Here is a 22,983-nt window from a genome sequence, read left to right as displayed (position 1 = left end):
CGGCCAGACCGAAAAGCTCACCCGGTAGGTGGCCGTCACAAGATGATCGCGCGTCTTGTACCGCAGCGTCACCCCGTCAACCGCCAGAAGTGGCGCTCCCGTATCCATCCATCCTCCCCGGGCGCCGCGGATCTCGCCGCGGTTCTGCGCGACGCTGTCGCGTTCTGGTCTCTAGTCTCAGCCGTCCTGCGCGGCTCGATCGAGCCGGACGGCCGTCGCGCGTTGAGAACCCGCGACGTCCGGCCGACAGGAGCGCACTGCCGGTCTCGATTTTACCGCGCCCCCTTCCCCGGAGGCCCCATCGCCCGGCCTCAGGCGCTCCGACACCCCCGCGCCATCGACGAACCCCGAAGGGACGAGCCGCGGCAGATTCGGCGAGATAATACATCATTTATAAGACTACTGGCAATGAAGGCCCGGCCCGCGAAGGGTCGATCCAAGCCCGACACGACCCGGATCCGCCGACGGAGGCCCGCTATCCCGCTTCGCACCCGGACAGCGGAGCGTCCCGTTCCGGCCGGATCCGGCAGGCCGCGGTACGGCGGGGCATCGACGGCTTGGCCGCGTCCATCCCGCAAGCCTCGCACCGGGCGGCGAGCGCCGTCGATCAGGCGAACGCCACCGCGACCTCGCCGGCCAACCTCCGCGCCCTCGACGCCCCCCGCGGGGCGGCCCGACATCGCCGGATCCTGGAGCGCGCCCTGGCGTGGATGGTCCGCGTCCGCCCTGTGCGCCGCGCCGATCTCCACCGCGCCTGGGCCGGCGACGGCCGCAGGCCGGCGAAACGGTTTTGTCGCCGGTTCTCGGACCGGCATGCCGTCATGCCGTGAGGTCGACGATGCTGCCCGGCGGGATCGGCGCCTGCGCGGTCTGGTCGGTCGCCGACGCCTTGGCCTGGGCAAGCTGCATCTGAGCCTTGTCCACCAACTTCTGGTCGCAGGCGACGCAGCCGGGGCTGTGATTGCGCCGGTCCTGGTCGACGATGCCGTTGGCACTGGCGAGCGCCTGCTGCGCCGCGGCCACCGCGGACTGCGTCCGGGCCGTCTGTTGCGCGGCCAGCGCCGGGTCGGCGGCGCGCGCCGGTCCCGGCGATCTGGCTGGCACCGCGAGGGCGCCGGTCCCCGCGGCGGTGCCGATGCTGATAGACATCAGTACAGATCCTGGCCCGCCGTCCGTGCGGAACGATATCGTCGAATCCTTGAGATCGCGCTAATCGCCGATCGGACGAGACCGAGACCCATTCCAGGTCTGCCCAGGTCGCGCCGAGCCCGAGGCCGTGGCGCGTCCGTGTCCGGTCTCGCCGCCTCCGCAGCCGACATCGGCTCACGTGGATCACCGAACCCGCCGGCCTCGCGTCTGGACCATCGGCCGGGGCCGGCGGAGGAGCGGCTGGTTTCCCGGCCCGTGCCGCCGGTGCGGAACGCTCCGTCCGGCGGCCGCAACCTCCTGACGACGCGATACCGCTCAGGCCGTCAGACGGGGCGCCCGGGCCGTGGGCGGGGCTTCACGGGATGTGCCGGTTGCCGGGATGCCTTCGCCGGGGGCGGGACTCGATCGGGCCGGGGGGCTGCGGCGTCGGCGGTTCCGCCGGCGGATCGATCTCGGGTGTCTGCGGCTCGGGGATCGGGTCGCCGACGGGCGGGAGCGGATCATCGCCGGGGCGCGGGGTTCCTGACTGCAAGGCTCCCTCCCTCACGGGTCGGCGGCGCAGGCGGCGCCGTCAGCATGCAACGCGCGGCCCGGGCAATGGTCCCACCGCCGGTGAGCCACCGGCGGCGGGACGCCGCGGTCAGCGATGGCAGCGCCCGGCAGGACCGCGGTACAGCCCCGGGGGGCAGCCGCCGGGTGCGCCCGTCAGCGCGCGGCGCATCGCGCCCCGCGGGCCGCGGTTCAGTCGGCATCCCCCGAATGGACCGCGATGGGCACCGAACCCGCAGCCGCCCCGCGCGAGGACGATGGGCGCGTCCATGCCGGCCGGGGGCGGGGCGATCGGCAACGCCTGAGCTTGGCCGAGGGTGAACAGCGCCGCGGAGGCTGCGACGGCGAGGGTGAGTCTCATGAACGCTCCATCGGGATGCGACGACCGGATCCACGGTGCCGGTCGTCCGGGGAAGGGGTGCCGCAGGCGATGGCGGCCGGTCGGCTCACCGGCTCCGGCAGGGTCTCTCGGAGCGCGTGATGCGGCCGTCGTGATTGTCGTCGAGGCGCGCGAAGCGCTTGGCCGTGGCCGCGTCGATCTCCTCGGCCGTGACGAAGCCGTCCCCGTTCGCGTCGAGGCGCCGGAAGCGCCTCGCCGGATCGGCCGGGCCCTTGCCGGGATGGGCGGTCCACCAAGCGGTCCATTCCGCCTCGCTGATGCGGCTGTCGTGGTCGGCATCCGCCCGCATCAGGCGCGTCCGATGCCGGGTCTGGAAGGTCGCCAGATCGACGCCCCCGGCCGTCTGGTCACCGGGCTTGGCGGGAGGTGGGGCCTCGGGCGTCTGGGCGATGGCGGCTGACGCCGACAGGGCCGCCGCGAGGGTCAGGCACAGGGTTCTCCGGGCCATATCGGGATCCTTGCTGGACGGGCGGGGGGGGGCGGGGGTGGGATCGCACCCTGGGGCGCGATCCCGGGACGAAGGCCGGCGCGGCCCCGTCACCAGCGGTGATGCCAGCCGACGTGACGGTAGCCGCCCCAGCGGTGCCAGCGCCGGCCGCCCCAGCCGATGCGACGGGGGCCGTAGAACCGCGGGCCGTAGAAGCGGGGGCCGTAGAAGGCCGGCCGGACGACGTAGGGGGCGTAGACGACCCGGGGGCCGAGGTTCGGGCGGCAGAAGCCGTACAGCCCGCGGTGGAAGCCGAGGCCGCAGCCGTCGCGGGCCTCAGCCGGACCGGCCGCGGCCAGCGGAGCCGCCAACCCCGCGGCCAGGAGCGCCGCCGGAATCAGGCGCTTCAGTCCGGAGGAGGCGGTGTTCGTCAGACCCGTCATTGCAGGTTCTCCCTGTGGGTGATTGCGATGACGGAAGACTGCCCGCGACCTGTCGCAGGGATGTGCCGGAAAATCCCGATTGTGTCGCGGACGGTCGCGGATCCGAGGGGCCTGACACAGTTTGCGACACCTTCGTTGCCTGCCGGATGGCGCGCCGCGTTAGAACCGGCGGATGGGACACACAGCCAAGGATCACGCCCATGTCCTGGTGGTCGACGACCACCGCGACATCCGCGAGCCCCTCGCGGCCTACCTGAAGCGGCACGACCTCCGGGTCAGCGTGGCCGCCGACGCGGTCACCGCCCGTGCCACGCTGTCGGCATCGGCCATCGACCTCGTCATCCTCGACGTGATGATGCCGGGCGAGGACGGGCTCTCGCTCTGCCGTCACATCCGCGAGGTCCACGACACGCCCGTCATCCTGCTGACCGCGCTGGCCGAGCAGACGGACCGCATCGTCGGCCTGGAAATCGGCGCGGACGACTACGTGGTGAAGCCGTTCGACCCGCGTGAGCTCCTGGCCCGGGTCAAGAACCTCGTGCGCCGGGCCCGGGCGCTTCCCCGCGCCCGCGACGCCACCGACGGAAGCCGGCTCGCCTTCGACCGCTGGGTGTTCGACACCGACCGCCGCGAACTCGTCGACGAGGCCGGGCGGGCGGTGGCCCTCAGCACCGCCGAGTTCCGCCTGCTCTGCGCGCTGACGCGGCATCCGCGCATCGTCCTGTCGCGCGACCAGCTCCTCGACCTGACCAGCGGCCGGTCCGCCGAGGGGTTCGACCGCAGCATCGACAACCAGGTCAGCCGGCTCCGGCGCAAGCTCGAGCGCGATCCGGCCCATCCGGAACTCCTCAAGACGGTCTGGGGCGGCGGCTACGTTCTGGCGACCGATGTCAGGGCGGTGTCGTGAGGTTGGGCGCGGGCTCCCTCGCCGGCAGGCTGGCGCTCCTGCTGGTGGTCGCGGTCGTCGGCGCACAGGCCGTCGCCTTCGCGATGGTCACGCGGGAATCGTCCCTCGTCGGTCGAGCGGCCGCACGCACCCAGGTCGTCGACCGCGTCGCCACCCTGGTTCGCCTGCTCGACACGGTGCCGCCGGACGCCGTCCCCCGGGTGATCGAGGCCTACGGCTCGCCCCGCCACCGGTTCACCATCGACGCCGCCAGCCTGGTGCCGGACAACGCCATGGACGCCGACGAGGCCAGGCTTGCCCGCCGCCTGGACCGGCGCATGCGGGACGGCGCGAGCCAAGCCCGCCTCCTGCTCGTCGAGCGGAATCAGGACCGGCGGTCGGAACCGACCTCCGAGCGTCTCGCCGACACGCCGCAGGTGCTGCGCGTGTCCGTCCGGCTCGACGACGGCCGATGGCTCAACGGCGAGGCGCCGCTCGCGCTTCCGACGCCGCCCTGGATCCGCATCGGGCTCATCCAGATCGCCGCCGGCGTCGCCGCCGTGCTGATCGTGACCAGCATCGCCATGCGGGGCATCGTCGGGCCGATGAAGGCCCTGGCCCGGACCGCCGAGCGCGCCGGCCGGGGCGTGGCCGTCGAGCCCCTGCCGGAGCGGGGGCCGCGCGAGCTTCGCACCATGACGGCCGCCTTCAACGTGATGCAGGCGCGCTCGCGGGCCTTCGTCGCGGACCGCACCCGGATGCTGGCCGCCATAAGCCACGACCTGCGCACGCCCATCGCGTCGCTCTGGCTGCGCGCGGAGATGGTCGAGGAAGCGGACCTGCGCGACGCGATGGTGCGCACGATCGCGGACATGCGCGCGATGGTCGAGGCGGCGCTCACCTTCGCACGCGAGGACGCGCTCACCCAGGACGACGGCCCGTTCGACCTGGCCGCCCTGCTGGGGTCCCTCGTCGAAGACGAGAGGATCCTGGGCCATGACGTGACCCTGTCCGCCCCCGACGCCCTCCCGTTCCACGGGCGCGCGACGGCCCTCCGCCGCGCCTTCGGCAACCTCGTCGCCAACGCCGTCCGCTACGGGGGATGCGCCAGGATCGCGCTGGAACGCCGCGACGCCGCCGTCGTCGGCACCATCGACGACGACGGGCCCGGCATCCCGTCCGACCGGATCGAGGAGATGTTCGCACCCTTCACGCGCCTCGACGACTCGCGCAGCCTCGACACCGGGGGGACCGGGCTCGGCCTGGCGATCGCGCGGTCGGCCGTCCGGGCCCATGGCGGGGAGATCACCCTCCGCGGTCGCGCGGGGGGCGGCCTCAGGGCGGAGGTGACCTTGCCCGCCCCGGTGGCGCGGGGCCGGGGCGGGGCGGCCGCCCGGAGGCCGGACGGGGGGTGACGCACCCCGTCGCGGGCGACGGGCTTCGGACGGATGCCGGTCCGACGGGCCGCACCGGTCCTGGAACCGACCGGCGGCGGCGTAACGTGCGCGCGAGGCCGTTCCGCGGCTCGCCCTGCGGGCGCCGGCCAGGCCTCCGGCGACCCTCGTCATCACGTTGCTCCGAGGAGGATGTGGTCATGGGGACCCTCGATCTCGCCCCGCTCCCCCGTTCCACCGTCCGCTGTGACCGGCTGTCCGCGATGCCGGACCGCGCTGCCCGGACCGAGCCGTCGACGCAGGGGCCGCCCGACGCCATCGAGACGGTCGCGGACGACGCCTGCCGCATCACCAGGGCGGTCGCCGGCGCCGGCCTGGAGCACGGCCGGCTCGCCGTCGCTCTCAAGCGCGCGGTGCCGGAGGCGCTCAGGCCCCGCCGCATCGGCATCGGCGGCACGCAGGCCGCCTGCGGGCAGGGCGATGCGCCGGCCCGGGTCGAGGGCGGGCCCGAGGCCGCCTGATCCAGGCGCGCCCCCGCCGAAGACCGGGACCCCGGGGACGGTCGCCCCGGGGCCCGACCCCTTTCCGTGAACCGTCACGCACCTTCAGGGAGGATGATCCATGTCGACGATGGAGACGCACCCCAACCGGCTCGGCCCCGTGAACCCGCCCGCCCTGCCGCCCGCTTCGTTCGAGGCGTGGCAGGCGCGCGTCGCGTCCGGAGACGTGTTCCGGCACCCGCGGGAGGTCCTGGGGCACCCGCACCTGTCCCGCGCGGACAAGCGCGCGATCCTGGCGTCCTGGGCGTCGGATGCCTGCGCCGTCGACAACGCGCCGGGCCTGCGCTGCCTCACCGGCTCCAGGGCCGAGCCCGTGCCGGTGGACGCGGTGCTCGCCGCCTTGGCCCAGCTCGACCGCGCGGTCGCCGTTCCGCCGAGGCGGGCGCCTGGCCGGCGGACGCACGGCCCCGCGACCCTGCGCCGGTCTCCCCGCTCCCGCCGGAGCGACGACGATGACGATCCGCCGCCGTGCCCGGTCGCGGCGATGCCCCGCCCGCGGACGCCGCCGGGGGCGGGGCATCGCCCTGCGCCTGCCGGCATAGCGGCTCGGCACGGACCCGCGACCGGACCGGGATCGGCTTCGATCCCGATGACCCGCCGGCCTGGCGGACCGGGGCTCGCTCGCGGAGCCCCTCGCGCCCGCGCGGTCATGGCGGGGTCGGAGGCGGCGGCCCCGCGCGGGACGGGGCCGGCGCCGACTTCGGCTGCCGGCCTCCGTTCCTGAACGGTTGTTCAAACAATATTCATCCCGCGTTATGGCCGGACTCGCTGTGAAGAGCGGTCCCGTACGGGGAACCGAAAAATTCAAGAGCGGCAGGACACCAAAATTTGTTCGCCCACCCCTCCTCGAAGCTCCACGAGCACTTACATCGCTGTCGCGGCGACGCTGCCGCGGAGGGATGATTACTATGATGAAGCGTATCGCTGTGGCCGCTGTGGCGGCGGGTGCCCTGATGGCCGCCGGTCAGGCGGCCGAGGCGAAGGGCTGCATCAAGGGCGCGATCGTCGGCGGCATCGCCGGGCACTATGCCGGGCATGGCGTCCTCGGCGCCGTCGGCGGCTGCGCCGCCGGCCGCGCCCTGGCCAACCGTCAGGCCGGGCGCCAGCAAGTCGCTCCGGCGGGCAGCACCGGCGGCGCGGCGCGCCCCGGCCAGGGTGCCGGCGGCTACGTCGGCTACTGAGTCGACGGCGGCGCTGCGCACGCGCGCGGCGCCGCCCCGTTCATCGGGGAGCGGGACGGGACCGGTCCCCGGCAAAGCTGGTCGTGGTCTCGCTCGAATCCGGCCCGTTCGCCGCCGTCCGCCTCCTGGCGTCGGGGCGGGCCGATGACCGCGCGGGGGGCCGCCAGTCGCGCCGCGCGGCCCCGTTCGCGGCGGTCCGCTGCGGCAATACGAGGACCTGTCCGGGGTAGATGCGGTCCGGGTCGCGGATCCGGTGCCGGTTGGCGCCGTAGATCAGGGTGTAGCGTGCGCCCGCTCCGTAGGCACGCCGGCTGATCCGCCACAGGCTGTCGCCCCGCACGATGCGCGCTGTCTCTGTCCCGGGGCCGGAGACCGCGGCCAGGCTGCCGGTGTTGGCGGGCTGCAGCGGCGGGTCCGACCCCGCGGCCTCGCGAGCCGTATCCCGTCGCGGGGCGTCCTCGACGCCGGGGCCGGGGGCCGCGAACGGGACCTCCGCCCGGTCGCGGAGCTCGCCCGTCGTCGGGCCGCCGGCGCCGGAACCGCGCAGGTCATCCCCGGAATCCGGCGCGTTCCGCCCCGGCGCGGGCGGATCCGGTCGCGCCCCGGCGGCGTCCCCGTCCCGAAGCGCCTGCCGTCCCGGCCCGGTGCCGGGGGCCGGCTGGCGCGCGGCCGGGCCATCCGGCCGGGACAGGATAACGGTCGGCTGGTCGGGCGACGACGGCGCGTGGGTGACAGGGCCGTGGGCATCGGCCTGCTCGTTGGCGACGGGCCGGCCGTCGACGGGCGGTTCGACGCCGGCGTTCGGCGCAGCCCGTCCGGCGACACCGGCATCGCCGCTTGGCTGCACGACATTGGGGTCCGGCACGGTCCGGGCGGGGGGCGGGGCCGGAGGCGAGAGGGCGGCCGATCTGCCGCGCGCGGGCGTCGGGCGGGCCCGGGTCGACGCATCCGGCTTCGGAGCCGGCGAGCGATCGGCGCCGGCGTCCGGGGGCGGAAGGGCGGCCAGGGGCGTCCCGTCGGCGGTCGCGCGCGACCCGGGCCCGAGGCCCATGTCACGGCTCGCGAAGACGATCCCGGCCAGCCCTATCAGGAGCGACAGGCCCGCGAGCCCTGCAGCCCTGCCCCGCCAGCCGTCTGTCCTCCGGGCGACGGGCGACGGACCGGCGACCGGGACCGCCGCCCCGACGCGTCTGCGCGGGCGTCGGCCGAATAGGGCCGTGATCACCCCGAGGCCGACGAGCGCGCCGAACAGCGCCGTGACGAGGATGCGACGCAGGCGGGCCATCATGGCGTGCAGGAACCCCCGGTGTCCCGAAGGGGTGCGGCGGCGCCGGCCCTCGTCGGCTGCGAGGCCGTCGCGCGGGGGCGACGGCCTCGGCATTCGGTTCTCGATCTCAGGCGAAGCGGCGGCCGTCGGTGGCGTAGCGGTCGATGGCCGAGGGCAGCTCGCGCGACAGGCGCGAGAGGATCTCCGAACGGCCGAGGCCTGTCTGCTGCGCGAGGTGGTCGAGCGTCGCCGGACCGATGGCACGCTCCAGGTCCGCCTCGGCGATGTCCCGGTTGGCGCCCGGGCTGACCCAGGAGTTCGCCGTGTCGCCGTGACCGCCTTTGGTGAAGTGCTCGACGAGTTCGGCCAGCCCGCTGGCGATCAGGCCACCGACCCCGGCCGAGCCCACGCCTCCGAGCACGCGCTCCAGGTTCGACGGTATCGCCGACCCGGTCACCGGGGCGGTCCGCGCCACCGGCGGCACCACCGACCCGTGGGCGTCCCGGGCGGGGGTGCCGAGCCACTCGGTGATCTTGTCCCGGTTCTGGTAGCCCGCCACCGCGAGCAGCCCCAGGAGGGCGGTCATCGAGGGGTATCCCTTGCTCATGTCGCGTCCTTTCCGTGATGGGTCGGTCGAAGCCGCCGGGCCCGGCGGTCAGTAGCCCCGGCGCGGCGGCGTGGCCGCGCGGCCCGTGACGCGGCGCGTGACGAAGGCGATCACCCTCGGCAGCAGGAAGGCGGTGAGAAGCTTGCGGATCATCGGAATCTCCAGGTTGGCGCGCGGTCAGCGCGCGGAACGGGCGAGCCAGCCGAGGGCGAAGGCCGCGCCGGCGAAGGCGAGCAGCGTCGTGGTGCGGTTGGCGTCGGCGTAACGGATCGCCCTGCGGCCGTGGGTCTGCACCCGGCGGCGGGCCTCCTCGGCGACGTGTCGGCCGTCCTCGATGAGGCCGTCGGCCCGCTCCCACGCCTCGTGGGCGAGATGGCGGCCGTCCTCGGCGAGATCCTCCGCCCGGTCGCGGGCGCGTCCGTAGGCGTACTGGGCGCCGCCGGATACCTGATTGACGGCGCCGCGCACCTGGCGGGCCGGGTCGCCGGTCAGGCCGCCGATGGCGGTCTGGGCGCGACCCTTGAGGTGACGGGACGCGCCACGGATCTGGTCGCGGTTCATGCGGGTCTCCTGTGTCGGGTTCAACGGGCCCCCCGAACGGGGGCTGGAGGCGGCGCCGGCCGGCCGGCGCCGCCCGGGGCGATCAGCGCTTGCCGGTGACCTTGTCGGCGAGGTTTTTGGCGCCGTCCTTGACGTCGCCGACCGTCTTCTGCGCTTCGCCCTTCAGTTCCTGGGCCTTGCCCTCGGCCACGAGCTTGTCGTTGCCGGCGACCTTGCCGGCCGCCTGCTTGACGTTGCCGACGGCCTCGTTGGCCAGACCCTTGAGCTTGTCGGTGGTGCTGCTCATCGTGTGCACTCCTGCTTGGCGAGTGAGGCCGGGTGTTCCGGCCGGTGGGGACCCCCGCCGGACGGCGGGGGCCGGTGACGGGGATCAGACGCGCCGGGTCTCGTAGGCGCCGAGCAGGGTCGCGGGCTTCGGGGCGCCGAGGCGACCGCCGAAGAAGGCCGCGAGCGCACCCAGCACCAGCGCGAGGGCGGCGTAGAAGGCGCCCTGCGTGGCCGCCGACTTGGCCGTCACGGCAGCGGCCTCGGCCTTCTGCTTGGCGGTGGCGACGGCCTGCTCGTACTGCTTTTGATAGTCGTCGATCTGCGCCTTGGCCTGGTCGGGCGAGACGCCCTGGGCCTTGGCAAGCGCGTCGGCGGCCCGGGTCTTGGCCTGCTCCTTCTGGGCGGCATCACCGGTCAGCACGGCGCGCACCGCCGCCACCGCGGCATCGCGCGCCGCCTGCGGGTCCTGGCCGGCCGCCTGCTGGCGGACCTTCTGCTCGATGCCGTCGAGCGGGTTCGAGATCTTCGACAGCGACGGCGCGGCGGCCTGGGCGGCGGTCTGGATGGTGCCGCCGACGAGGTTGCCGGCGCCGCCGAGGGCGCCGGAGACCGTGCCGAGGGTCCCGCCGACGAGGCCGCTGGCGGCCGAGGTCAGCAGGTAGAGCACGACGAGGGTCGTGACCGCCCAGGAGACGAGGCCGTGCAGGGCGGCCGCGCCCGGCAGGGGCTTGCCCGAGAGGCGCCCCGCGATGAGCCCGCCGGCCAGCGAGGCGACGATGCCCGAGGCCACGAACCAGACGCCCGCGCCCAGCGAGACCGTCGAGGCGGAGGGATTGTCGGCGGCGGTGGTGCCGACCGAGGCCAGGCCCACGCCGACGCCCACGAGGTTGACGATGACCTGGGTCACCAGGGCGGTGACGGCGCCGGCGAAGATGGCGCCCCACGACACCTCGTTGAGCAGAACGGCACGCGTGTCGGCGTGGGCCGCCGCGGTCGCCAGGGGGGCTGTGGTCGTCTGGATGGTCACGCTTTCACTCCGGTTGGGTCGGTCGTCGAAGGTCGTTGGGGTTCGAAGCTGGCGGCTCAGTCGCGGGTCGCGTTGACCAGCAGGCCGAGGCCGAAGCCGACGGCGCCCGCGATGAGCAGGGAGGCGAGGGGGAACTCGGCGACCTGATGGCTCACCGAGCCGGTGCCGCGGCGCAGGTAATGGCCGCCGCGCTCGTACGCCTCCTCGGCGTAGTCGGAGGCCGCGTCGGCCGCGTGGCGCACGGAGCGCCGGGTCCGGTCGAAATGGTCCTCGGCGGCACCCTGGGCCCGGCGGGCGCGGTCCTCGACGTCGTCGGAGCCGACGAGGCCGCCCACGGTGTCGCGGATCCTGCCGCCGATGTCGCGGGCGGTGTCGGAGACGTGCTCGGCCGCGTCGCGGACGGTATCCTTGGCCTGGCCGTAGAGATTCTCGGCCTGGCCGGCCGCCTCGCGGGCGCGGCCCTCGGCCGAGTCCCGCTTGGAGCCGGTGAGGTCACCCACCGTACCCTGCACCTTGCCGCCGAGTTCCTTGGCGGCGCCCGTGATCCGATCCGTATCGACCATGTCGTTGTCCTTCTGTGGTGGTGTGGTTGGAGGGCGCCTCGCGTCGAGGCGCCGGTTGGATGCGCGTCAGTCCCGGTTCGACTTGCCGCGCTCGGTTCCGGTGGCCTTGGGGGCCTGGGCGCCGCGCTTCTGACGCCGGCCCTCGGCCTCGATCCCGGCATCGCCCGTAAGCTTGCCGAGGGCCTCCTTGACCGAACCCTTGCGATGCTCGGCTGAAGTGAAATCCCTGTTTTCGGTCATGCGAGCTCCGCCGTGTTCGAGAACCTCTGGACCGCATGTGAGATGATAGGCCGGGAACCGAATTCAATGATCAGTCTATACTGGTATCTTAGTCATTTTGCTCCCGACATGTGCAGCGGATATCCGTTCTCCCGCCCCCAGACGACCGCCTCGCTGCGCTTGTGGACGCCGATCTTGCGGTAGAGCGCGGCGCCGTGATTGCGCACCGTGTTGCGCGACAGCCCGAGCTTCCTGGCGATCGCGTCGTCGCCCAGGCCCGAGCAGATCAGGTTCAGGATCTGGCGCTCGCGCACCGTCAGGTCGACGACGGAGGCGTCCGACCGCCCGACGTCCGGCCGGCGCAGGTTGGCGAGCTTGTCGATCAGCCCCCGGCTGAACCACGACGTGTCGGCCATCACCGCCTCGATCGCCCCGAACAGCTCGCGCTCGGTGTGCTTGCGCGCGGTGATGTCCTGCAGCACCAGCAGCACGAACGGGTCGTCCTCGATCTCGATGCGCTCGGCCGAGACGACGCAATCGAGGCTCGCCCCGCCCTCGTGGCGCAGGCACACTTCGGCGCCCAGCAGATAGCCGTGGCGCTCCAGCGCAGCCTCCACGTCCAGGCGCTGCCTCTCGTTCACCCACAGCCCGGCCTCGGCCAGGCTGCGCCCGAGGATCCGATCCTCGCCCAGTCCGAAGACCCGGGTGAAGGCCGCGTTGATGCCGGTGACGTGGAGGTCGTCCGCCCGCGCCAGCACGGTCGGCACCGGCGTCATCCGGAACGCCTTGGCGAAGCGCGCCTCGCTCTGCCGCAACGCCGTCTCGGCCTTGCGGCGCAGCTCCAGGTCGGCGAACGTGAACAGCATGCACGGGGCGTCGCCCATCGCGATCGGCTGCCCGGCCACGATGACGAAGCGCGAGCCGCCGTCGGGCAGGTCGAGGCACGCCTCCATCTGCGGGATCGTGCCGCCCTCCTTGAGGCGGGACACGGCCAACTCGCGGTCGCGCGCGCCGGCGAGCACGTCGACCTCGTAGACGCTGCGGCCGATGACGGCGTCGCGGGTGTGGCCGGTCATCTCCAGGAAGCCGGCATTGACCTTGACGTGGCGCAGGTCGGACAGGCGGGTGATCACCGCGGGCGCCGGGTTGGCGTTGAAAGCCGCCTCGAAGCGCGCCTCGGCCTCGAACTGGTCGGTGACGTCCTTGAGGATCAGCGCCAGGCAGCTCGGGTTGCCGTCGCGGTCGGTCGCCACGAGGCTGCGCAGGCAGTGGACGAAATCGGCCTCCGGCGCATCGGCGCGCCGGACCTCGACCACGACGTCGTGGAACTGCTCGCCGGCCACGACGCGCTCGATCGGGTAGTGGTTGGGGGTGACGTGGTTGCGGTAGCGCAGGGCGAAGCGCTCGCGGTAGGCGTCCACGGTCTGGCCGAGCTCGTCCAGGCTGTCGGCGCCGTGCATGGCGAGGGCAGCCGCGTTGGCGTACGCGATGGTCTGGTCGGGCTCGACCAGGATCACGCCCTCGCTCAGGCCGGCGATGATCTGCCGGAGCTCATGCCTGTCGACACCTACCGTCACCGCTCGCCCCGCCCGTCCCGCAGACACCGTCCCGATCGCCGCCCGGACCGCATCGGCTCGCGGGCAGCCGGCACAAACGGGTTGCGCACAAGCCGGTTCCATCCAAAAGGCGCTTTTCCTGGTATACCTGCATCATTGACGCGGGCGATTTCGTTCAGAGATTAATCGTCGCCGATCCTGAAGGCCGCCTGTCCAAGACACGCGCCGCTTCCCGACTGACGTGAGTGTCTCTTCCGTGCTGAACGTCGACGAACATCTGACGACGCCTGCCATCGTGGATGCCATCATCACATGCGCGCAGGCCCGGTCCCGAACAGATCTGCGGGAAATCTACCCAGAAGTTGTGTCTGTTGACGAAGCTTCGCGCCTCGGTCAGGTGCTGAAGCGCCTGGCGGAGGCGCTCGATGCCGCGGAGGCGGCGGATGCCTCGAACCGGTTCAGGGCCGACCTGATCGGGGCGGTGCCGCACCTGCGCCGCTTCGCGCTGTCGCTGACGCGCGACCCGGTCGAGAGCGACGACCTCGTTCAGTTCACGCTCCTGAAGGCGTGGGAGCATCAGGCGCGGTTCAAACCGGGGACCCGGCTGATCGCGTGGCTCTTCACGATCCTGCGCAACGGCTACCTCAACGGGCGGATCAAGCATCGGCTCGAGGTGCCCGATCCCGCCGGCCTGCATGCGGGCCGGCTGTCCCAGGCCGCCGACCAGGAGCACAAGCTCGACGTTCGGGACATGCAGGCGGCGCTCGACCGGCTCGAGCCGGCCCAGCGCGAGGCCCTGTTGCTGATCGCGGTCGACGACCTGTCCTACGAGGAAGCGGCCGCCTTCATCGGCTGCCCCAGCGGCACCGTGAAGAGCCGGGTCAGCCGGGCGCGCGAGCGGCTCGCGCGCGAGCTCGGAGACGCCTGAAACGCCCTGCGGATCGCGCGCCCATCCCCGCGGACACCGCAGGTCGGCGGGGCCCCCGTCACGAAAGCTCCGGATGCCGTGAGACGCCCCGTCGTCACCCTCGGGCTCTGGGCCTCCGGCCGCTGCGCCAACGGGCACGTCCTGCCCTACATCCTGGCTCAGATCGTCGGCGCGGTCGGCGCGACCGGGATCGCCCGCGTCCGGGGACCGGAGGCGGGCCGGGCGCGGCGCGGTCCTCCGGAAGGCGGGATAAAACCGCGTACCGGTAGAATTTTCTCAGTGTCGTGAGACAGTTCGCACCCATATCGGCAGGACGGGACGCACGGTGACGCGCTCACGGGTCCCGACGGTGTTCACGAGGTTGTGCCGGGCGCTTCGCCCAATCGGCGTCCGGCACGGCCGCGAGGCCGGGCGTTCGCGCCGCTCCGGGCGCACGTCCGGCCCGTTGCCTTTCCCGAGACCAGACCCGCGAGGAACGTGATGGCCGATCCCGGCCCGCTGGACCCGACGCCCGCCGCGCCCCCGCCCGGCACCGAGCCGTTTCCCGGCGACCGGCCCCTCGGGCCGGACGAGCCCTCGGCGCCCGTCGACGTTCCTCCGAACCAGCCGAATCCGGGCTTCGGTCCCGACGTCCCGCCCGGCGACCCGCGCGGCCCGGACCTTCGTGCCTGAGGCGAAGGCCCCGGGACGCGGGGGCGACGGGCCCGGGGCGGACCTCCACGCCGTCCGCGCCCTGGACGCGGCGACGGCGGCGGGTCTCACGCCCGGTGAGCTCCAGGACCTGCTGAAGGGCCGCCTGGCGACCGACCTCGTCCCGCCCTGGCCCGGCGAGGATCCGGACACCTATGCCGACCGGGCCGCTGGCGAATTGATGGTTCTCTACCTCGGCGCGGACGGCCACGACCCCTCGCGTCCGCGCTGAGGGTACAGCCTCCCCCAACCGCCATTCGACAGAGGAGACCATGACCCGACTTCATCGCATCGCGCTCGTGCCCGCCGTGCTGATCGGCCTCGCCGCCGCACCCGGAAGGGCCGACGCGGCCAGCCGCTTCGACGGGGCCTGGTCGGTGGTGGCGACGGCCGACAGCGGGACCTGCACGGGGCCCTACCGCTACCCGATCGTCATCCGGGACGGGACCGTCGACGACGCCGGGGGTCAGGGCATCGACGCCTCCGGTCGCGCCGCGCCGGATGGCCGGATCAGCGGGACGATCCGCCAGGGCCTCGCCAACGTCGCCGTATCGGGCCGCCTGCGCGGAACCGCCGGCAGCGGCCGCTGGACGCTGTCCGGCCTGACTGCCTGCTCGGGGCGCTGGACGGCCGGCCGCTCGGGATAGGCCCACTTCGGCGCCCCCGCCGATCCCGGAACACGGCGCGGGACCGCGTCTTGCTTGAACGATCGCGGCCCGGGCGGCGCGTCCGCGGCGGCCGGGACAGGAGGGTCGGGGTCGATGCCCACAACCGGTGCGCAGCGGGGCACGGCCTGCGACCTGCGCCTCCTCGACGCGGCCACGCCCGACGGCCGCCGGATCGCCATCGACATCGCGGCCGGGCATGTCGCCGCGCTCTGGGGGCCGGACGAGCCCCTGCCGGCCGCCGGGCAGGCCATCGATCTCGCCGGCGCCCTGGTGCTCCCCGGCCTGGCGGACGGGCACGTCCACCTCGACAAATGCATGCTCGGCCTGGACTGGCGGCCGCACCGGGCGGACGCGTCGGTCCGCGCGATCATCGCGGATTAGAAGGCGTTCCGCCGCGCGACCCGCATCCCCCTCGCCCGGCAGGGCGCCGAGGCGCTCCTCGAACGCATGATCCGCGGCGGCACCACGAGCCTGCGGACCCATGTCGACATCGACGACGTGACGCGGCTGGACCATCTCGCGCAGATCCTCGACCTGCGCGCGCGCTGGGCGGACCGGATGCAGATCCAGATCGTCGCGTTCCCGCAGAGCGGGATCCTCGCTGCGCCCGGGGTGGCGGCGTATCTGGACGAAGCCCTGCGGATGGGGGCAGACCTGATCGGCGGCCTCGACCCTGTCGGCATCGACGGGGATCGGGACGGGCCGCTCGACACCGTCTTCGCCCTGGCCGAACGCCACGGCCGCGCCGTCGACATCCATCTCCACGACGGCGGCGAGACCGGCCTCGACGAGATCGACGCCATCGTGGCCCGCACGATCGCCGCCGGGCTCTCCGGGCAGGTAACCATCAGCCACGCCTTCGCCCTCGCGGATGCCGACGACCTGCGGCTCGGCAGGATCGCGGAGGCACTGTGCCGGGCCGGCGTCGCGATCCTGAGCAGCGTGCCCGGCGGCCGACGCTGCCCACCGATCCCGCGCCTCCAGGAGCTCGGCGTCGCGGTCTTCTTCGGGACCGACAACGTGCGCGACTGCTGGAACCCGTCCTCGGTCACCAGCATGATCGCGCGCGCTCAGCTCGCCGCCTACCGGTTCGATCTCAGGAGCGACGCCGCTCTCACGGCGCTGCTCGACCCGATCACCGCCGTGCCGGCGCGCGTCGCCGGGCTGGGGCCGGGCGTCCTGGCGCCGGGGGTCCGGGCCGACCTCGTCGCCTTCGAGGCGGCCGGGGTGCCGCAGGCGGTCGTCGAGCGGCAGGAGCCCGTGCTGGTCGTCGCCCGGGGCGCCGTCGCCGTCGACCGCCGCGGCCGCATGGCCGCGGCCCCCGCCCCGCCTCCGGCGGCTTGATGGCTCCGCCCGCCGCCGGCACGGTGGCGCCCGCCATGAACGACCGCGCCCTCCGCTACTTCCTCGCCGTCGTGCGCGCCGGCTCGGTCCGGGCCGCCGCCGAGGGCCTGAACGTCGCCGCCTCGGCGGTGAGCCGGCAGGTCATCGATCTGGAGGCGCAGGTCGGCGAGGCGCTGCTCGAACGCCTGCCCCGCGGCGTGGTCCCGACGGAGGCCGGCCGCATGGTCGCCGAGCACGCGCAGCGGCAGGCCGACGAGGCGGCGCTCCTGGACGACCGGCTGAAGCGCCTGCGCGGCGTCCAGCAGGGGACGATCCGCCTCCGCTGCGGCGCCGGCTTCCTGATCGACCTCCTCGACAACGCCCTCGCGGGCTTCGCGCAGGCCCATCCCGGCCTGACCTATCAGGTCGAGAGCGGCACCACCGACGGGATCCTGGCCGCGGTGGCACAGGGGGAGGCGGATATCGGCCTCGCCTACAATCCCCCGGCCCGCCCGGATGTCTCCGGCATCGTCTCCGCCCGCCAGCCGCTCCTCGCCGTCCTGCCGAAGGGGCATGCTCTCGCGGGTGCCGCGGCCCCCGTCCCGCTCCGCGCGTTCGCGACCGAGCCGGCCGCCCTGCTGCCGCCCGACCATGGCGTCCGGCAGCTGCTCGGCCGCGTCGAGGCCGATGGCGGGTTCCGGCTCGTGCCGCGGCTGGAGACGGCGTCCTTCGCGCTGCACCGGCGCTTCGTCGCGACCGGGATGGGCGTGGCCTTCCTGCCCCGCTTCGTCGTCGCGGCGGAACTCCAGGCGGACGTCCTCGCCGCGATACCGCTGCGCGACACCCTCCTGTCCGAGGCGAGCGCCCATCTCGTGGTCCGGACCGGACGGCGGCTGCCGGAGGGCATGGCCCGGCTCGTCGGCTGGCTCGCCGAGCGGATGGTCGCCTTCAAGTCACGGCCCGCGTGACCGCGACCGTACTGTGAATTCGCACGCCGCGTGCGAAAATCGATGATTGTGAAAACGCCTGCCCCCTGAACAGCTCGCGAGGCGTGAGGGCGCATCGGCATGGCGATTGAAACCGTAGGCGTCGTCGGGCTCGGCAACATGGGCCTGGGCATGGCCGCGACCCTGGTCCGCAAGGGCTTCCGGGTCCTCGGCTACGACATCGACCCGGCCCGGGGCCCCGCCGCCGCGGCGGCGGGCGTGACCCCTCTGGATGCCCTCGGTGACGTGCTGCGCGGCGCCGACGCGCTGGTGTTCTCGCTGCCGCTGGCGCGGGACGTCGAGGCCGTGGTGACCGCCGAGGACGGGCTGCTGGCCCGGCACGACCGCAAGGTGGTGGTCGTGGACACCTCGACCTCCGATCCCGGCACGACCCGGCGCCTGGCCGAGCGCCTGGCTGCGGCCGGGCACGGGCTCCTCGACGCGCCGGTCAGCGGCGGCCCGTCCGGCGCCGCAGAGGGCACCCTGACGATGATGATCGGCGGCACGGCGGCGGATTACGCCCTGGCCAGGCCTGTCCTGGAGGCGCTGTCGGCGCGCGCGCCGCATGTCGGCCCGTCCGGTGCCGGCAACATCGTCAAGCTCGTCAACAACCTGCTGGTGGCCGCGCATCTCGTCACCACCGGCGAGGCGCTGCGGCTGTCGGAGGCGGCGGGCCTGTCGGCCGAGGAGGCGGTCCAGGTCGTCAACACCGCCACCGGCCGCAGCGCCGTCAGCGAGGCGATGGTCCCGCGCTGGGTCGTGCCCGGCACCTTCGACAGCGGCTTCTCCGCGGGCCTGATGCGCAAGGACCTGCGCCTCGCCCTGGACCTCGCCGCCGCGTGCGCCGTCGACCTGCCCCTCGCCGCCGAGGTCGGGCGGATCTGGCAGCGGACGCGGGCGCGCATTCCCGACACGGCCGATTTCACCCGCATGGCCGATTACCGCGATCGCGAAGGCACCCGCTGATGTCCGGGCTCACGCACTCCCCCGCGGCCGAACGGGTCGCGGCCCTCCTGTCCGATGTCCTTCCGGGGGGCCGGATCGGCAGCGTCGTGGCCGGGGCGGTGATGACCGGCACCGGCGCGGGGCTCGATCTCGTCAACCCGGCGGACGGCGGTCTGCTGGCGAGCTATCGGGATGCCGGACCGGACGTGGTCGAGGCCGCGATGGCGGCCGCGCGCGACGCCCAGCGCGCCTGGTGGGGCCTGAGTGCCGCCGCCCGCGGCCGGGCGCTGTGGGCGGTGGGCGCCCTGGTCCGGCGGCACGCCGAGGCGCTGGCCGAGCTCGAGACCCTCGCCGCCGGCAAGCCGATCCGCGACACGCGCGGCGAGGTCGCCAAGGTCGCCGAGATGTTCGAGTACTATGCCGGCTGGTGCGACAAGCTCCACGGCGCGGTCATCCCGGTCCCGACCTCGCACCTGAACTACACCCGGCACGAGCCCCACGGCACCGTGGTGCAGATCACGCCCTGGAACGCGCCGCTGTTCACCGCGGGCTGGCAGATTGCCCCGGCCCTCTGCGCCGGCAACGCCGTGGTGCTCAAGCCCTCGGAGCTGACCCCGCTCACCTCCGTGGCCCTGGGCGCGCTCTGCGACCGCGCCGAGGGGCTGCCGCGCGGCCTCGTCTCGGTCCTGGCGGGCGCCGGCCCGACCACCGGCGCGGCGGCGGTGGCCCATCCCGACACCCGCCTGGTGGTGTTCGTCGGCTCGGCCGAGGCCGGCGCGCGGATCGCGGCAGCCGCGGCGCGCAACATCGTGCCCAGCGTCCTGGAACTCGGCGGCAAGTCGGCCAACATCGTGTTCGCGGATGCCGATCTCGGCCGCGCGCTGACCGGCGCGCAGGCCGCGATCTTCGGGGGCGCCGGGCAGAGCTGCGTGGCGGGCTCGCGCCTCCTCGTGCACCGGGCGATCCACGCGGAGTTCGTCGCTCGCCTGTCCCACGCCGCCGGACGCATCCCGGTGGGCATGCCGACCGATCCGGCGACGCAGATCGGCCCGATCAACAACCGGCGCCAGCTCGACAAAATCACCGGCATGGTCCAGGCCGCGACCGGGGCCGGGGCCACCCTGGCGGCGGGCGGGGGCTGCCCCGCGGCGCTGCGGGATACGGGCGGGTTCTATTTCAGCCCCACGATCCTCGACGGCGTCGCGCCGGACGCGGCGATCGCCCGGGACGAGGTGTTCGGGCCGGTCCTGGCGGTCCTGCCCTTCGACGACGAGGCGGAGGCGGTCGCGCTGGCCAACGCCACGCCCTACGGGCTCGCCGGCGCGGTCTGGACCGGCGAGGCCGGGCGGGGCCACCGGGTCGCGGCCGCCCTGCGGGCCGGCACCGTCTGGGTCAACGGCTACAAGACGATCAACGTGGCCTCGCCGTTCGGGGGCTTCGGGCGCTCCGGCTTCGGCCGCTCCTCCGGGTACGAGGCGCTGATGGCCTACACGCAGACCAAGAGCGTGTGGGTCGAGACCGCGGCCGAACCCGCCGTCGCGTTCGGCTACGTGGGATAGGGCTCGGTCCGCGCAGCGGGTTCTAGGATCGGGCCGGCGCCCTCGGCCGTCGACCCGCGCCGGAAGCTACTGCCTCTGCTTTCGAGCATTGTCGGGCGCTCGTCATGGCTTTCGCGAAACCCGTCTTCGTGATCCAATGTGCGGTGCCCGTGGCCCGGATTCTATTCAGGACTGGATGAGCCGACAGCCCGTCGATAGGCCGAAGGTCCGGCCGATGCCCCCGGATCGGACCCGGCGCCCTGCCGCACGGACGCCAGCGATGGGTGCGCGCCGGTGAGGACCGCGCCGCTCGGCGCCCTCGCGGCGCTGCTGCTCGTCCCGGCGGCCGTCCAGGGGCAGGATGCGCTCGGGTTGACCGCACCGGATCTCTCCGGACTCGGCATCTCGCCCGAGGTGGAGATGCGGGTCAGGGTCGCCGCCGAGTTCCCGGACTCCTGGCGCGTCCGCTTCCGCAAGGTGCGGCCGATCGCGACGGAGGCCGGCGAGGAGGTCGCGTTCTGCGGCCAGGTCAGCGCCGGGAGCCTGGACCAGCGGGAACAGAACTTCCACCTGTTCCTCTACGGCCGGACCGCCGGGGCCGAGAACGTCCGGATCCTCGGGTCCGAGGCCCTGAACGGATACCGCGTCGGCCGGAAGCTGATCGGCGCCCTCCGGCGCGTCGGCTGCCTCTAGCCCCGTCCCCGATGGGTCCTACCCGTGCGGTGTAACCGCCGGGCGCGGCCCGGCCATTCTCGGCCGGCGGGGCGCATGCCATCCTGCCTGAAATGGAGGATGACATGAAACGCCACCGCCGCCTCGCCCTGACGCGCCTCTGCGCCGTCGGCACCCTGCTCCTCGCGGGCGCCGCCGCCGCCCAGGAGGTCAAGCGGACCGAGCTCGGCCGCTCGCCCGTCTCCGGCGATGATGGACGGGAGATCATCATGCAGCTCGTCGAGATCCCGCCCGGGGCGACCTCGCGGCGGCACTTCCATAACGGCGAGGAAGCCTACTACGTGCTGGAAGGCGGTCTCGCCCAGGTGCAGGGCCAGGCGCCGAAGGAGCGGCCCACGGGGGAGCGCGGGATCAACAGGCGCGGCGTGCCCCATGCCGGCTACACGGTGGTGGGCGACAGGACCGTGAAGATCCTGTCGGTCTACGTGGTCGACAAGGGCAAGCCGCTCCAGGAGGCCGCCGATTGACCGCCGCGCCGGCGCCGAGCACGCCCGATGTCCCACATACGCGCTGTCTCATCCGTGGCGAAAACATGGCAGAAGCTTGACCATTTCGCCCGAATCAGTTTAGATCTTGACCGTTGCGTAGCGGATACACCACCGAGTCCCTGGAGGTTCGGATGTGCGCGCGGAAGACGTTCTACATCTTCGTCAAGGGTTCGGACGAACAGCAGTTCTGTGCTGTCCGTCAGGATCAGCCGATCCCCCTGATGATCGACGGCGTCCAGTGGCGCTATGTAAGCTGCATCGACACGTCGCGGGACAGGCCGTTCGGCTTCGACATCGATGCGGCGCACGAGGCGATGCGACGGGGCGGCGTGTACTTCTACCGGCGCGAATTGATGTTCCGCCGCGCCAACTTCCTCCTCGAAGCCGCCTGACCGCAGCCCGTCGCGCACGGGGGCGGACCGGGCCTGACCGGCGCCCCGCCCGGTCGCGGCGGCCGGCACGAACCTTTCGCCAGGACACCGGCGTTGCCCTCCTGCGGGGACCGCGATCCGGGTCTCGACCGTGGGAGGATGGGCCGTGTTGCGGAAGTGTCTTGCCGTCGCGATGCTGGCGGCCCTGGGAGGCGCGCCGGGCGCCGCCTGGGGGTGGGGCGTGCCCGGATGCACCAACCTGCCCGAATACAATCGCGCTCTGGGCGCCCTGCAGGGTATGACGAGCGCCTGCGACATGAGCGTCGAGGAGGCCCGCCGCGTCGTCGCGGCCCATGACGGGGTCGCGGCGGCCCCGCCCGCTGTCGCGGAGCCGCAGGCCACGCCGAGGCCCCGCATCCGCCACCGGCATCGCGGCCGTCCGGCCCGGCGCGCGCCGGCTCGTCGGTCTCGCTGAGCCCTCAGGATTCGTCCGCCGCGGGGGACGACCCGGCGCGGGCGCGGGCGCGGGCCCAATCCCGGTCGCGCTCGGCCTGCTCGGCGCGCCGCTGCGCCGCGTAGGCCTCCTGTTCGGCGCGCTCCGCCCGGCGCCGTCGGGCGGCCGCGGTCGCGACCCGCTTGCGCCACGCCTCGGTCTCGGCCTTCTGGCGCTGCAATTCCTCGAGCGTGACCGGGGTCACCGCCGCCTTGGGCTGGGCCCAGGCGTAGGGCTGCCGCGACGGTCGAGAGGTCCGGGACGCGGATCCCGTCGCCGGCCCCTGGCGGACGGCGCGAATCGCCTCCGCGAGGGTGAGGCCGGCGGCATCGGCGATGCGTTCGGCAGCGGCGAGGCCGGCCGCGCGCTCGCCCGCCGTGACGCCCCGCTCGGCCAGGGTCAGGCACTTCTCGAACCGGTCTCGATCGGCGGGCGTCATGGGACGCCTCTTAGCGCCCAGCCGGGCCGCCTGTCCCGCAGCTCCTGCGAATCGGGACCGCGTCCGGTCGCTCCGGCTACGGTCCGGGGGGCGACCTGGCTGGCTCGCGGCGCGCGCCCGCACCGTCCCGCGTCCCGCCCAACACGACGAGGATGCGCTCCAGCAGGGCCTTCGAGTGCCGTGCGGCGCTCCGGTCGCGGCGATCATCCGGCACGCCCGAACGGGCATCGTAGACCGCGCGAAGCTCGGCGAGCTGGGGCAACGGCGATTCGGGATCCCTGGAACCCACGGCCCATCCTCCCGGCTGGTCCTTGTCTGCGGTACGC

General features: G+C 73.8%; 33 protein-coding genes. 19 read left to right on the top strand and 14 right to left on the bottom strand.

The annotated features are described in order from the left end of the window. Positions 1-557: 557 nt before the first annotated feature. Positions 558-830 carry a hypothetical protein gene (locus tag MKL01_RS12195; protein ID WP_243905474.1) on the top strand — a complete coding sequence of 91 codons (273 nt, stop codon included), beginning with the start codon at positions 558-560 and terminating at the stop codon, positions 828-830. On the opposite strand, the gene MKL01_RS12190 is transcribed toward MKL01_RS12195, so the two are convergent. The 4 genes from MKL01_RS12190 to MKL01_RS12175 form a co-directional block, all read right to left on the bottom strand. Further along, entirely contained in the window at positions 820-1,149 is a 330-nt protein-coding gene (locus MKL01_RS12190) for a hypothetical protein (RefSeq protein WP_243905473.1), read from the bottom strand. The two genes, MKL01_RS12195 and MKL01_RS12190, sit on opposite strands and share 11 nt — an antisense overlap. A gap of 640 nt (positions 1,150-1,789) precedes the next feature. Continuing rightward, the gene (locus tag MKL01_RS12185) at positions 1,790-2,059 is read right to left on the bottom strand and encodes a GCG_CRPN prefix-to-repeats domain-containing protein (RefSeq protein WP_243905472.1); all 270 of its coding nucleotides are present in this window, start codon (positions 2,057-2,059) and stop codon (positions 1,790-1,792) included. A gap of 85 nt (positions 2,060-2,144) precedes the next feature. Then, positions 2,145-2,546, bottom strand: coding sequence for an EF-hand domain-containing protein (locus tag MKL01_RS12180; protein WP_243905471.1), 402 nt, complete (start codon positions 2,544-2,546; stop codon positions 2,145-2,147). Positions 2,547-2,635: 89 nt separating this feature from the next. Continuing rightward, entirely contained in the window at positions 2,636-2,968 is a 333-nt protein-coding gene (locus MKL01_RS12175; RefSeq protein ID WP_243905470.1) for a GCG_CRPN prefix-to-repeats domain-containing protein, read from the bottom strand. Between the two features lie 172 nt (positions 2,969-3,140). Between MKL01_RS12175 and MKL01_RS12170 the strand changes: the two genes are divergently transcribed. The 4 genes from MKL01_RS12170 to MKL01_RS12150 all read left to right on the top strand — a co-directional run bounded on the left by MKL01_RS12170 (position 3,141) and on the right by MKL01_RS12150 (position 6,989). Beyond that, a complete protein-coding gene (locus tag MKL01_RS12170) occupies positions 3,141-3,875 on the top strand; it encodes a response regulator (RefSeq protein WP_243905469.1) in 735 nt (244 codons plus the stop codon). Continuing rightward, entirely contained in the window at positions 3,872-5,269 is a 1,398-nt protein-coding gene (locus MKL01_RS12165; RefSeq protein WP_243905468.1) for an ATP-binding protein, read from the top strand. The genes MKL01_RS12170 and MKL01_RS12165 overlap by 4 nt, the downstream gene beginning before the upstream one ends. 179 nt (positions 5,270-5,448) lie before the next feature. After that, positions 5,449-5,769, top strand: a complete 321-nt coding sequence (locus tag MKL01_RS12160) for a hypothetical protein (RefSeq protein WP_243905467.1) — start codon at positions 5,449-5,451, stop codon at positions 5,767-5,769. 950 nt (positions 5,770-6,719) lie between these two features. After that, positions 6,720-6,989 (top strand): hypothetical protein, encoded by a 270-nt coding sequence (locus MKL01_RS12150; RefSeq protein WP_243905491.1) that lies wholly within the window; start codon positions 6,720-6,722, stop codon positions 6,987-6,989. Positions 6,990-7,029: 40 nt separating this feature from the next. Here the strand turns inward: MKL01_RS12150 and MKL01_RS12145 are convergent, their stop codons facing one another. The 8 genes from MKL01_RS12145 to MKL01_RS12110 all read right to left on the bottom strand — a co-directional run bounded on the left by MKL01_RS12145 (position 7,030) and on the right by MKL01_RS12110 (position 13,077). Next, a complete protein-coding gene (locus tag MKL01_RS12145) occupies positions 7,030-8,370 on the bottom strand; it encodes a LysM peptidoglycan-binding domain-containing protein (protein ID WP_243905466.1) in 1,341 nt (446 codons plus the stop codon). A gap of 13 nt (positions 8,371-8,383) precedes the next feature. Next, positions 8,384-8,863 (bottom strand): YidB family protein, encoded by a 480-nt coding sequence (locus tag MKL01_RS12140; protein WP_243905465.1) that lies wholly within the window; start codon positions 8,861-8,863, stop codon positions 8,384-8,386. A 177-nt stretch (positions 8,864-9,040) separates the two neighbouring features. Then, positions 9,041-9,424: a CsbD family protein gene (locus MKL01_RS12135; protein WP_243905464.1), complete on the bottom strand. Its 384-nt coding sequence runs from the start codon at positions 9,422-9,424 to the stop codon at positions 9,041-9,043. Positions 9,425-9,506: 82 nt separating this feature from the next. Next, a complete protein-coding gene (locus tag MKL01_RS12130) occupies positions 9,507-9,710 on the bottom strand; it encodes a CsbD family protein (RefSeq protein WP_243905463.1) in 204 nt (67 codons plus the stop codon). Between the two features lie 84 nt (positions 9,711-9,794). After that, positions 9,795-10,718: a PhnA-like protein gene (locus tag MKL01_RS12125; protein ID WP_243905462.1), complete on the bottom strand. Its 924-nt coding sequence runs from the start codon at positions 10,716-10,718 to the stop codon at positions 9,795-9,797. 56 nt (positions 10,719-10,774) lie between these two features. Continuing rightward, positions 10,775-11,281, bottom strand: a complete 507-nt coding sequence (locus MKL01_RS12120) for a CsbD family protein (protein ID WP_243905461.1) — start codon at positions 11,279-11,281, stop codon at positions 10,775-10,777. 66 nt (positions 11,282-11,347) lie between these two features. Next, entirely contained in the window at positions 11,348-11,521 is a 174-nt protein-coding gene (locus MKL01_RS12115) for a CsbD family protein (protein WP_243905460.1), read from the bottom strand. A gap of 92 nt (positions 11,522-11,613) precedes the next feature. Continuing rightward, positions 11,614-13,077 carry a helix-turn-helix transcriptional regulator gene (locus MKL01_RS12110; RefSeq protein WP_243905459.1) on the bottom strand — a complete coding sequence of 488 codons (1,464 nt, stop codon included), beginning with the start codon at positions 13,075-13,077 and terminating at the stop codon, positions 11,614-11,616. 343 nt (positions 13,078-13,420) lie between these two features. Between MKL01_RS12110 and MKL01_RS12105 the strand changes: the two genes are divergently transcribed. The 14 genes from MKL01_RS12105 to MKL01_RS12040 all read left to right on the top strand — a co-directional run bounded on the left by MKL01_RS12105 (position 13,421) and on the right by MKL01_RS12040 (position 22,200). Beyond that, positions 13,421-13,984: a sigma-70 family RNA polymerase sigma factor gene (locus tag MKL01_RS12105; RefSeq protein WP_243905458.1), complete on the top strand. Its 564-nt coding sequence runs from the start codon at positions 13,421-13,423 to the stop codon at positions 13,982-13,984. Positions 13,985-14,062: 78 nt separating this feature from the next. Beyond that, positions 14,063-14,272 carry a hypothetical protein gene (locus tag MKL01_RS36190; protein ID WP_409566242.1) on the top strand — a complete coding sequence of 70 codons (210 nt, stop codon included), beginning with the start codon at positions 14,063-14,065 and terminating at the stop codon, positions 14,270-14,272. A 192-nt stretch (positions 14,273-14,464) separates the two neighbouring features. After that, on the top strand, positions 14,465-14,656 hold the full coding sequence (locus MKL01_RS12095; RefSeq protein WP_243905457.1) for a hypothetical protein: 192 nt from the start codon (positions 14,465-14,467) through the stop codon (positions 14,654-14,656). After that, entirely contained in the window at positions 14,649-14,906 is a 258-nt protein-coding gene (locus MKL01_RS12090) for a hypothetical protein (RefSeq protein WP_243905456.1), read from the top strand. The genes MKL01_RS12095 and MKL01_RS12090 overlap by 8 nt, the downstream gene beginning before the upstream one ends. A 40-nt stretch (positions 14,907-14,946) precedes the next feature. Beyond that, a complete protein-coding gene (locus MKL01_RS12085) occupies positions 14,947-15,321 on the top strand; it encodes a hypothetical protein (RefSeq protein ID WP_243905455.1) in 375 nt (124 codons plus the stop codon). A 114-nt stretch (positions 15,322-15,435) separates the two neighbouring features. Then, the gene (locus MKL01_RS12080; RefSeq protein ID WP_243905454.1) at positions 15,436-15,723 is read left to right on the top strand and encodes a hypothetical protein; all 288 of its coding nucleotides are present in this window, start codon (positions 15,436-15,438) and stop codon (positions 15,721-15,723) included. A gap of 24 nt (positions 15,724-15,747) precedes the next feature. Further along, complete coding sequence (locus MKL01_RS12075; RefSeq protein ID WP_313901459.1) at positions 15,748-16,686, top strand: amidohydrolase family protein; 939 nt, start codon at positions 15,748-15,750, stop codon at positions 16,684-16,686. Continuing rightward, a complete protein-coding gene (locus MKL01_RS12070) occupies positions 16,686-17,633 on the top strand; it encodes a LysR family transcriptional regulator (protein ID WP_243905452.1) in 948 nt (315 codons plus the stop codon). The genes MKL01_RS12075 and MKL01_RS12070 overlap by 1 nt, the downstream gene beginning before the upstream one ends. Before the next feature lie 99 nt (positions 17,634-17,732). Further along, the gene (locus MKL01_RS12065) at positions 17,733-18,617 is read left to right on the top strand and encodes an NAD(P)-dependent oxidoreductase (RefSeq protein ID WP_243905451.1); all 885 of its coding nucleotides are present in this window, start codon (positions 17,733-17,735) and stop codon (positions 18,615-18,617) included. Further along, a complete protein-coding gene (locus MKL01_RS12060; RefSeq protein ID WP_243905450.1) occupies positions 18,617-20,155 on the top strand; it encodes an aldehyde dehydrogenase family protein in 1,539 nt (512 codons plus the stop codon). The genes MKL01_RS12065 and MKL01_RS12060 overlap by 1 nt, the downstream gene beginning before the upstream one ends. A gap of 273 nt (positions 20,156-20,428) precedes the next feature. Further along, positions 20,429-20,827: a hypothetical protein gene (locus tag MKL01_RS12055; protein ID WP_243905449.1), complete on the top strand. Its 399-nt coding sequence runs from the start codon at positions 20,429-20,431 to the stop codon at positions 20,825-20,827. A 104-nt stretch (positions 20,828-20,931) separates the two neighbouring features. After that, entirely contained in the window at positions 20,932-21,333 is a 402-nt protein-coding gene (locus tag MKL01_RS12050) for a cupin domain-containing protein (protein ID WP_243905448.1), read from the top strand. A gap of 152 nt (positions 21,334-21,485) precedes the next feature. After that, positions 21,486-21,746 carry a hypothetical protein gene (locus MKL01_RS12045; RefSeq protein ID WP_243905447.1) on the top strand — a complete coding sequence of 87 codons (261 nt, stop codon included), beginning with the start codon at positions 21,486-21,488 and terminating at the stop codon, positions 21,744-21,746. Between the two features lie 145 nt (positions 21,747-21,891). Further along, positions 21,892-22,200, top strand: a complete 309-nt coding sequence (locus MKL01_RS12040; protein ID WP_243905446.1) for a hypothetical protein — start codon at positions 21,892-21,894, stop codon at positions 22,198-22,200. Positions 22,201-22,204: 4 nt separating this feature from the next. Here MKL01_RS12040 and MKL01_RS12035 read toward each other — a convergent pair whose 3' ends face one another. Together MKL01_RS12035 and MKL01_RS12030 are read right to left on the bottom strand one after the other, a co-directional pair. After that, positions 22,205-22,657, bottom strand: coding sequence for a hypothetical protein (locus MKL01_RS12035; protein ID WP_243905445.1), 453 nt, complete (start codon positions 22,655-22,657; stop codon positions 22,205-22,207). A gap of 76 nt (positions 22,658-22,733) precedes the next feature. Beyond that, positions 22,734-22,946: a hypothetical protein gene (locus tag MKL01_RS12030; protein WP_243905444.1), complete on the bottom strand. Its 213-nt coding sequence runs from the start codon at positions 22,944-22,946 to the stop codon at positions 22,734-22,736. Between the last annotated feature and the right edge of the window lie 37 nt (positions 22,947-22,983).

The organism is Methylobacterium sp. J-070 (assembly GCF_022829385.1).
Lineage (GTDB): Bacteria > Pseudomonadota > Alphaproteobacteria > Rhizobiales > Beijerinckiaceae > Methylobacterium.
Note: the sequence above shows the minus strand (reverse complement) of the source record. Positions and strands in the feature narration are given on the sequence as shown.

Coding starts and splice junctions, on each gene's coding strand:
- MKL01_RS12190 (WP_243905473.1), bottom strand. CDS start 1,149: ATGTCTATCAGCATCGGCACCGCCGCGGGGACCGGCGCCCTCGCGGTG.
- MKL01_RS12185 (WP_243905472.1), bottom strand. CDS start 2,059: ATGAGACTCACCCTCGCCGTCGCAGCCTCCGCGGCGCTGTTCACCCTC.
- MKL01_RS12180 (WP_243905471.1), bottom strand. CDS start 2,546: ATGGCCCGGAGAACCCTGTGCCTGACCCTCGCGGCGGCCCTGTCGGCG.
- MKL01_RS12175 (WP_243905470.1), bottom strand. CDS start 2,968: ATGACGGGTCTGACGAACACCGCCTCCTCCGGACTGAAGCGCCTGATT.
- MKL01_RS12170 (WP_243905469.1), top strand. CDS start 3,141: ATGGGACACACAGCCAAGGATCACGCCCATGTCCTGGTGGTCGACGAC.
- MKL01_RS12160 (WP_243905467.1), top strand. CDS start 5,449: ATGGGGACCCTCGATCTCGCCCCGCTCCCCCGTTCCACCGTCCGCTGT.
- MKL01_RS12150 (WP_243905491.1), top strand. CDS start 6,720: ATGAAGCGTATCGCTGTGGCCGCTGTGGCGGCGGGTGCCCTGATGGCC.
- MKL01_RS12145 (WP_243905466.1), bottom strand. CDS start 8,370: ATGCCGAGGCCGTCGCCCCCGCGCGACGGCCTCGCAGCCGACGAGGGC.
- MKL01_RS12140 (WP_243905465.1), bottom strand. CDS start 8,863: ATGAGCAAGGGATACCCCTCGATGACCGCCCTCCTGGGGCTGCTCGCG.
- MKL01_RS12135 (WP_243905464.1), bottom strand. CDS start 9,424: ATGAACCGCGACCAGATCCGTGGCGCGTCCCGTCACCTCAAGGGTCGC.
- MKL01_RS12130 (WP_243905463.1), bottom strand. CDS start 9,710: ATGAGCAGCACCACCGACAAGCTCAAGGGTCTGGCCAACGAGGCCGTC.
- MKL01_RS12120 (WP_243905461.1), bottom strand. CDS start 11,281: ATGGTCGATACGGATCGGATCACGGGCGCCGCCAAGGAACTCGGCGGC.
- MKL01_RS12115 (WP_243905460.1), bottom strand. CDS start 11,521: ATGACCGAAAACAGGGATTTCACTTCAGCCGAGCATCGCAAGGGTTCG.
- MKL01_RS12095 (WP_243905457.1), top strand. CDS start 14,465: ATGGCCGATCCCGGCCCGCTGGACCCGACGCCCGCCGCGCCCCCGCCC.
- MKL01_RS12085 (WP_243905455.1), top strand. CDS start 14,947: ATGACCCGACTTCATCGCATCGCGCTCGTGCCCGCCGTGCTGATCGGC.
- MKL01_RS12080 (WP_243905454.1), top strand. CDS start 15,436: ATGCCCACAACCGGTGCGCAGCGGGGCACGGCCTGCGACCTGCGCCTC.
- MKL01_RS12070 (WP_243905452.1), top strand. CDS start 16,686: ATGGCTCCGCCCGCCGCCGGCACGGTGGCGCCCGCCATGAACGACCGC.
- MKL01_RS12065 (WP_243905451.1), top strand. CDS start 17,733: ATGGCGATTGAAACCGTAGGCGTCGTCGGGCTCGGCAACATGGGCCTG.
- MKL01_RS12060 (WP_243905450.1), top strand. CDS start 18,617: ATGTCCGGGCTCACGCACTCCCCCGCGGCCGAACGGGTCGCGGCCCTC.
- MKL01_RS12050 (WP_243905448.1), top strand. CDS start 20,932: ATGAAACGCCACCGCCGCCTCGCCCTGACGCGCCTCTGCGCCGTCGGC.
- MKL01_RS12045 (WP_243905447.1), top strand. CDS start 21,486: ATGTGCGCGCGGAAGACGTTCTACATCTTCGTCAAGGGTTCGGACGAA.
- MKL01_RS12035 (WP_243905445.1), bottom strand. CDS start 22,657: ATGACGCCCGCCGATCGAGACCGGTTCGAGAAGTGCCTGACCCTGGCC.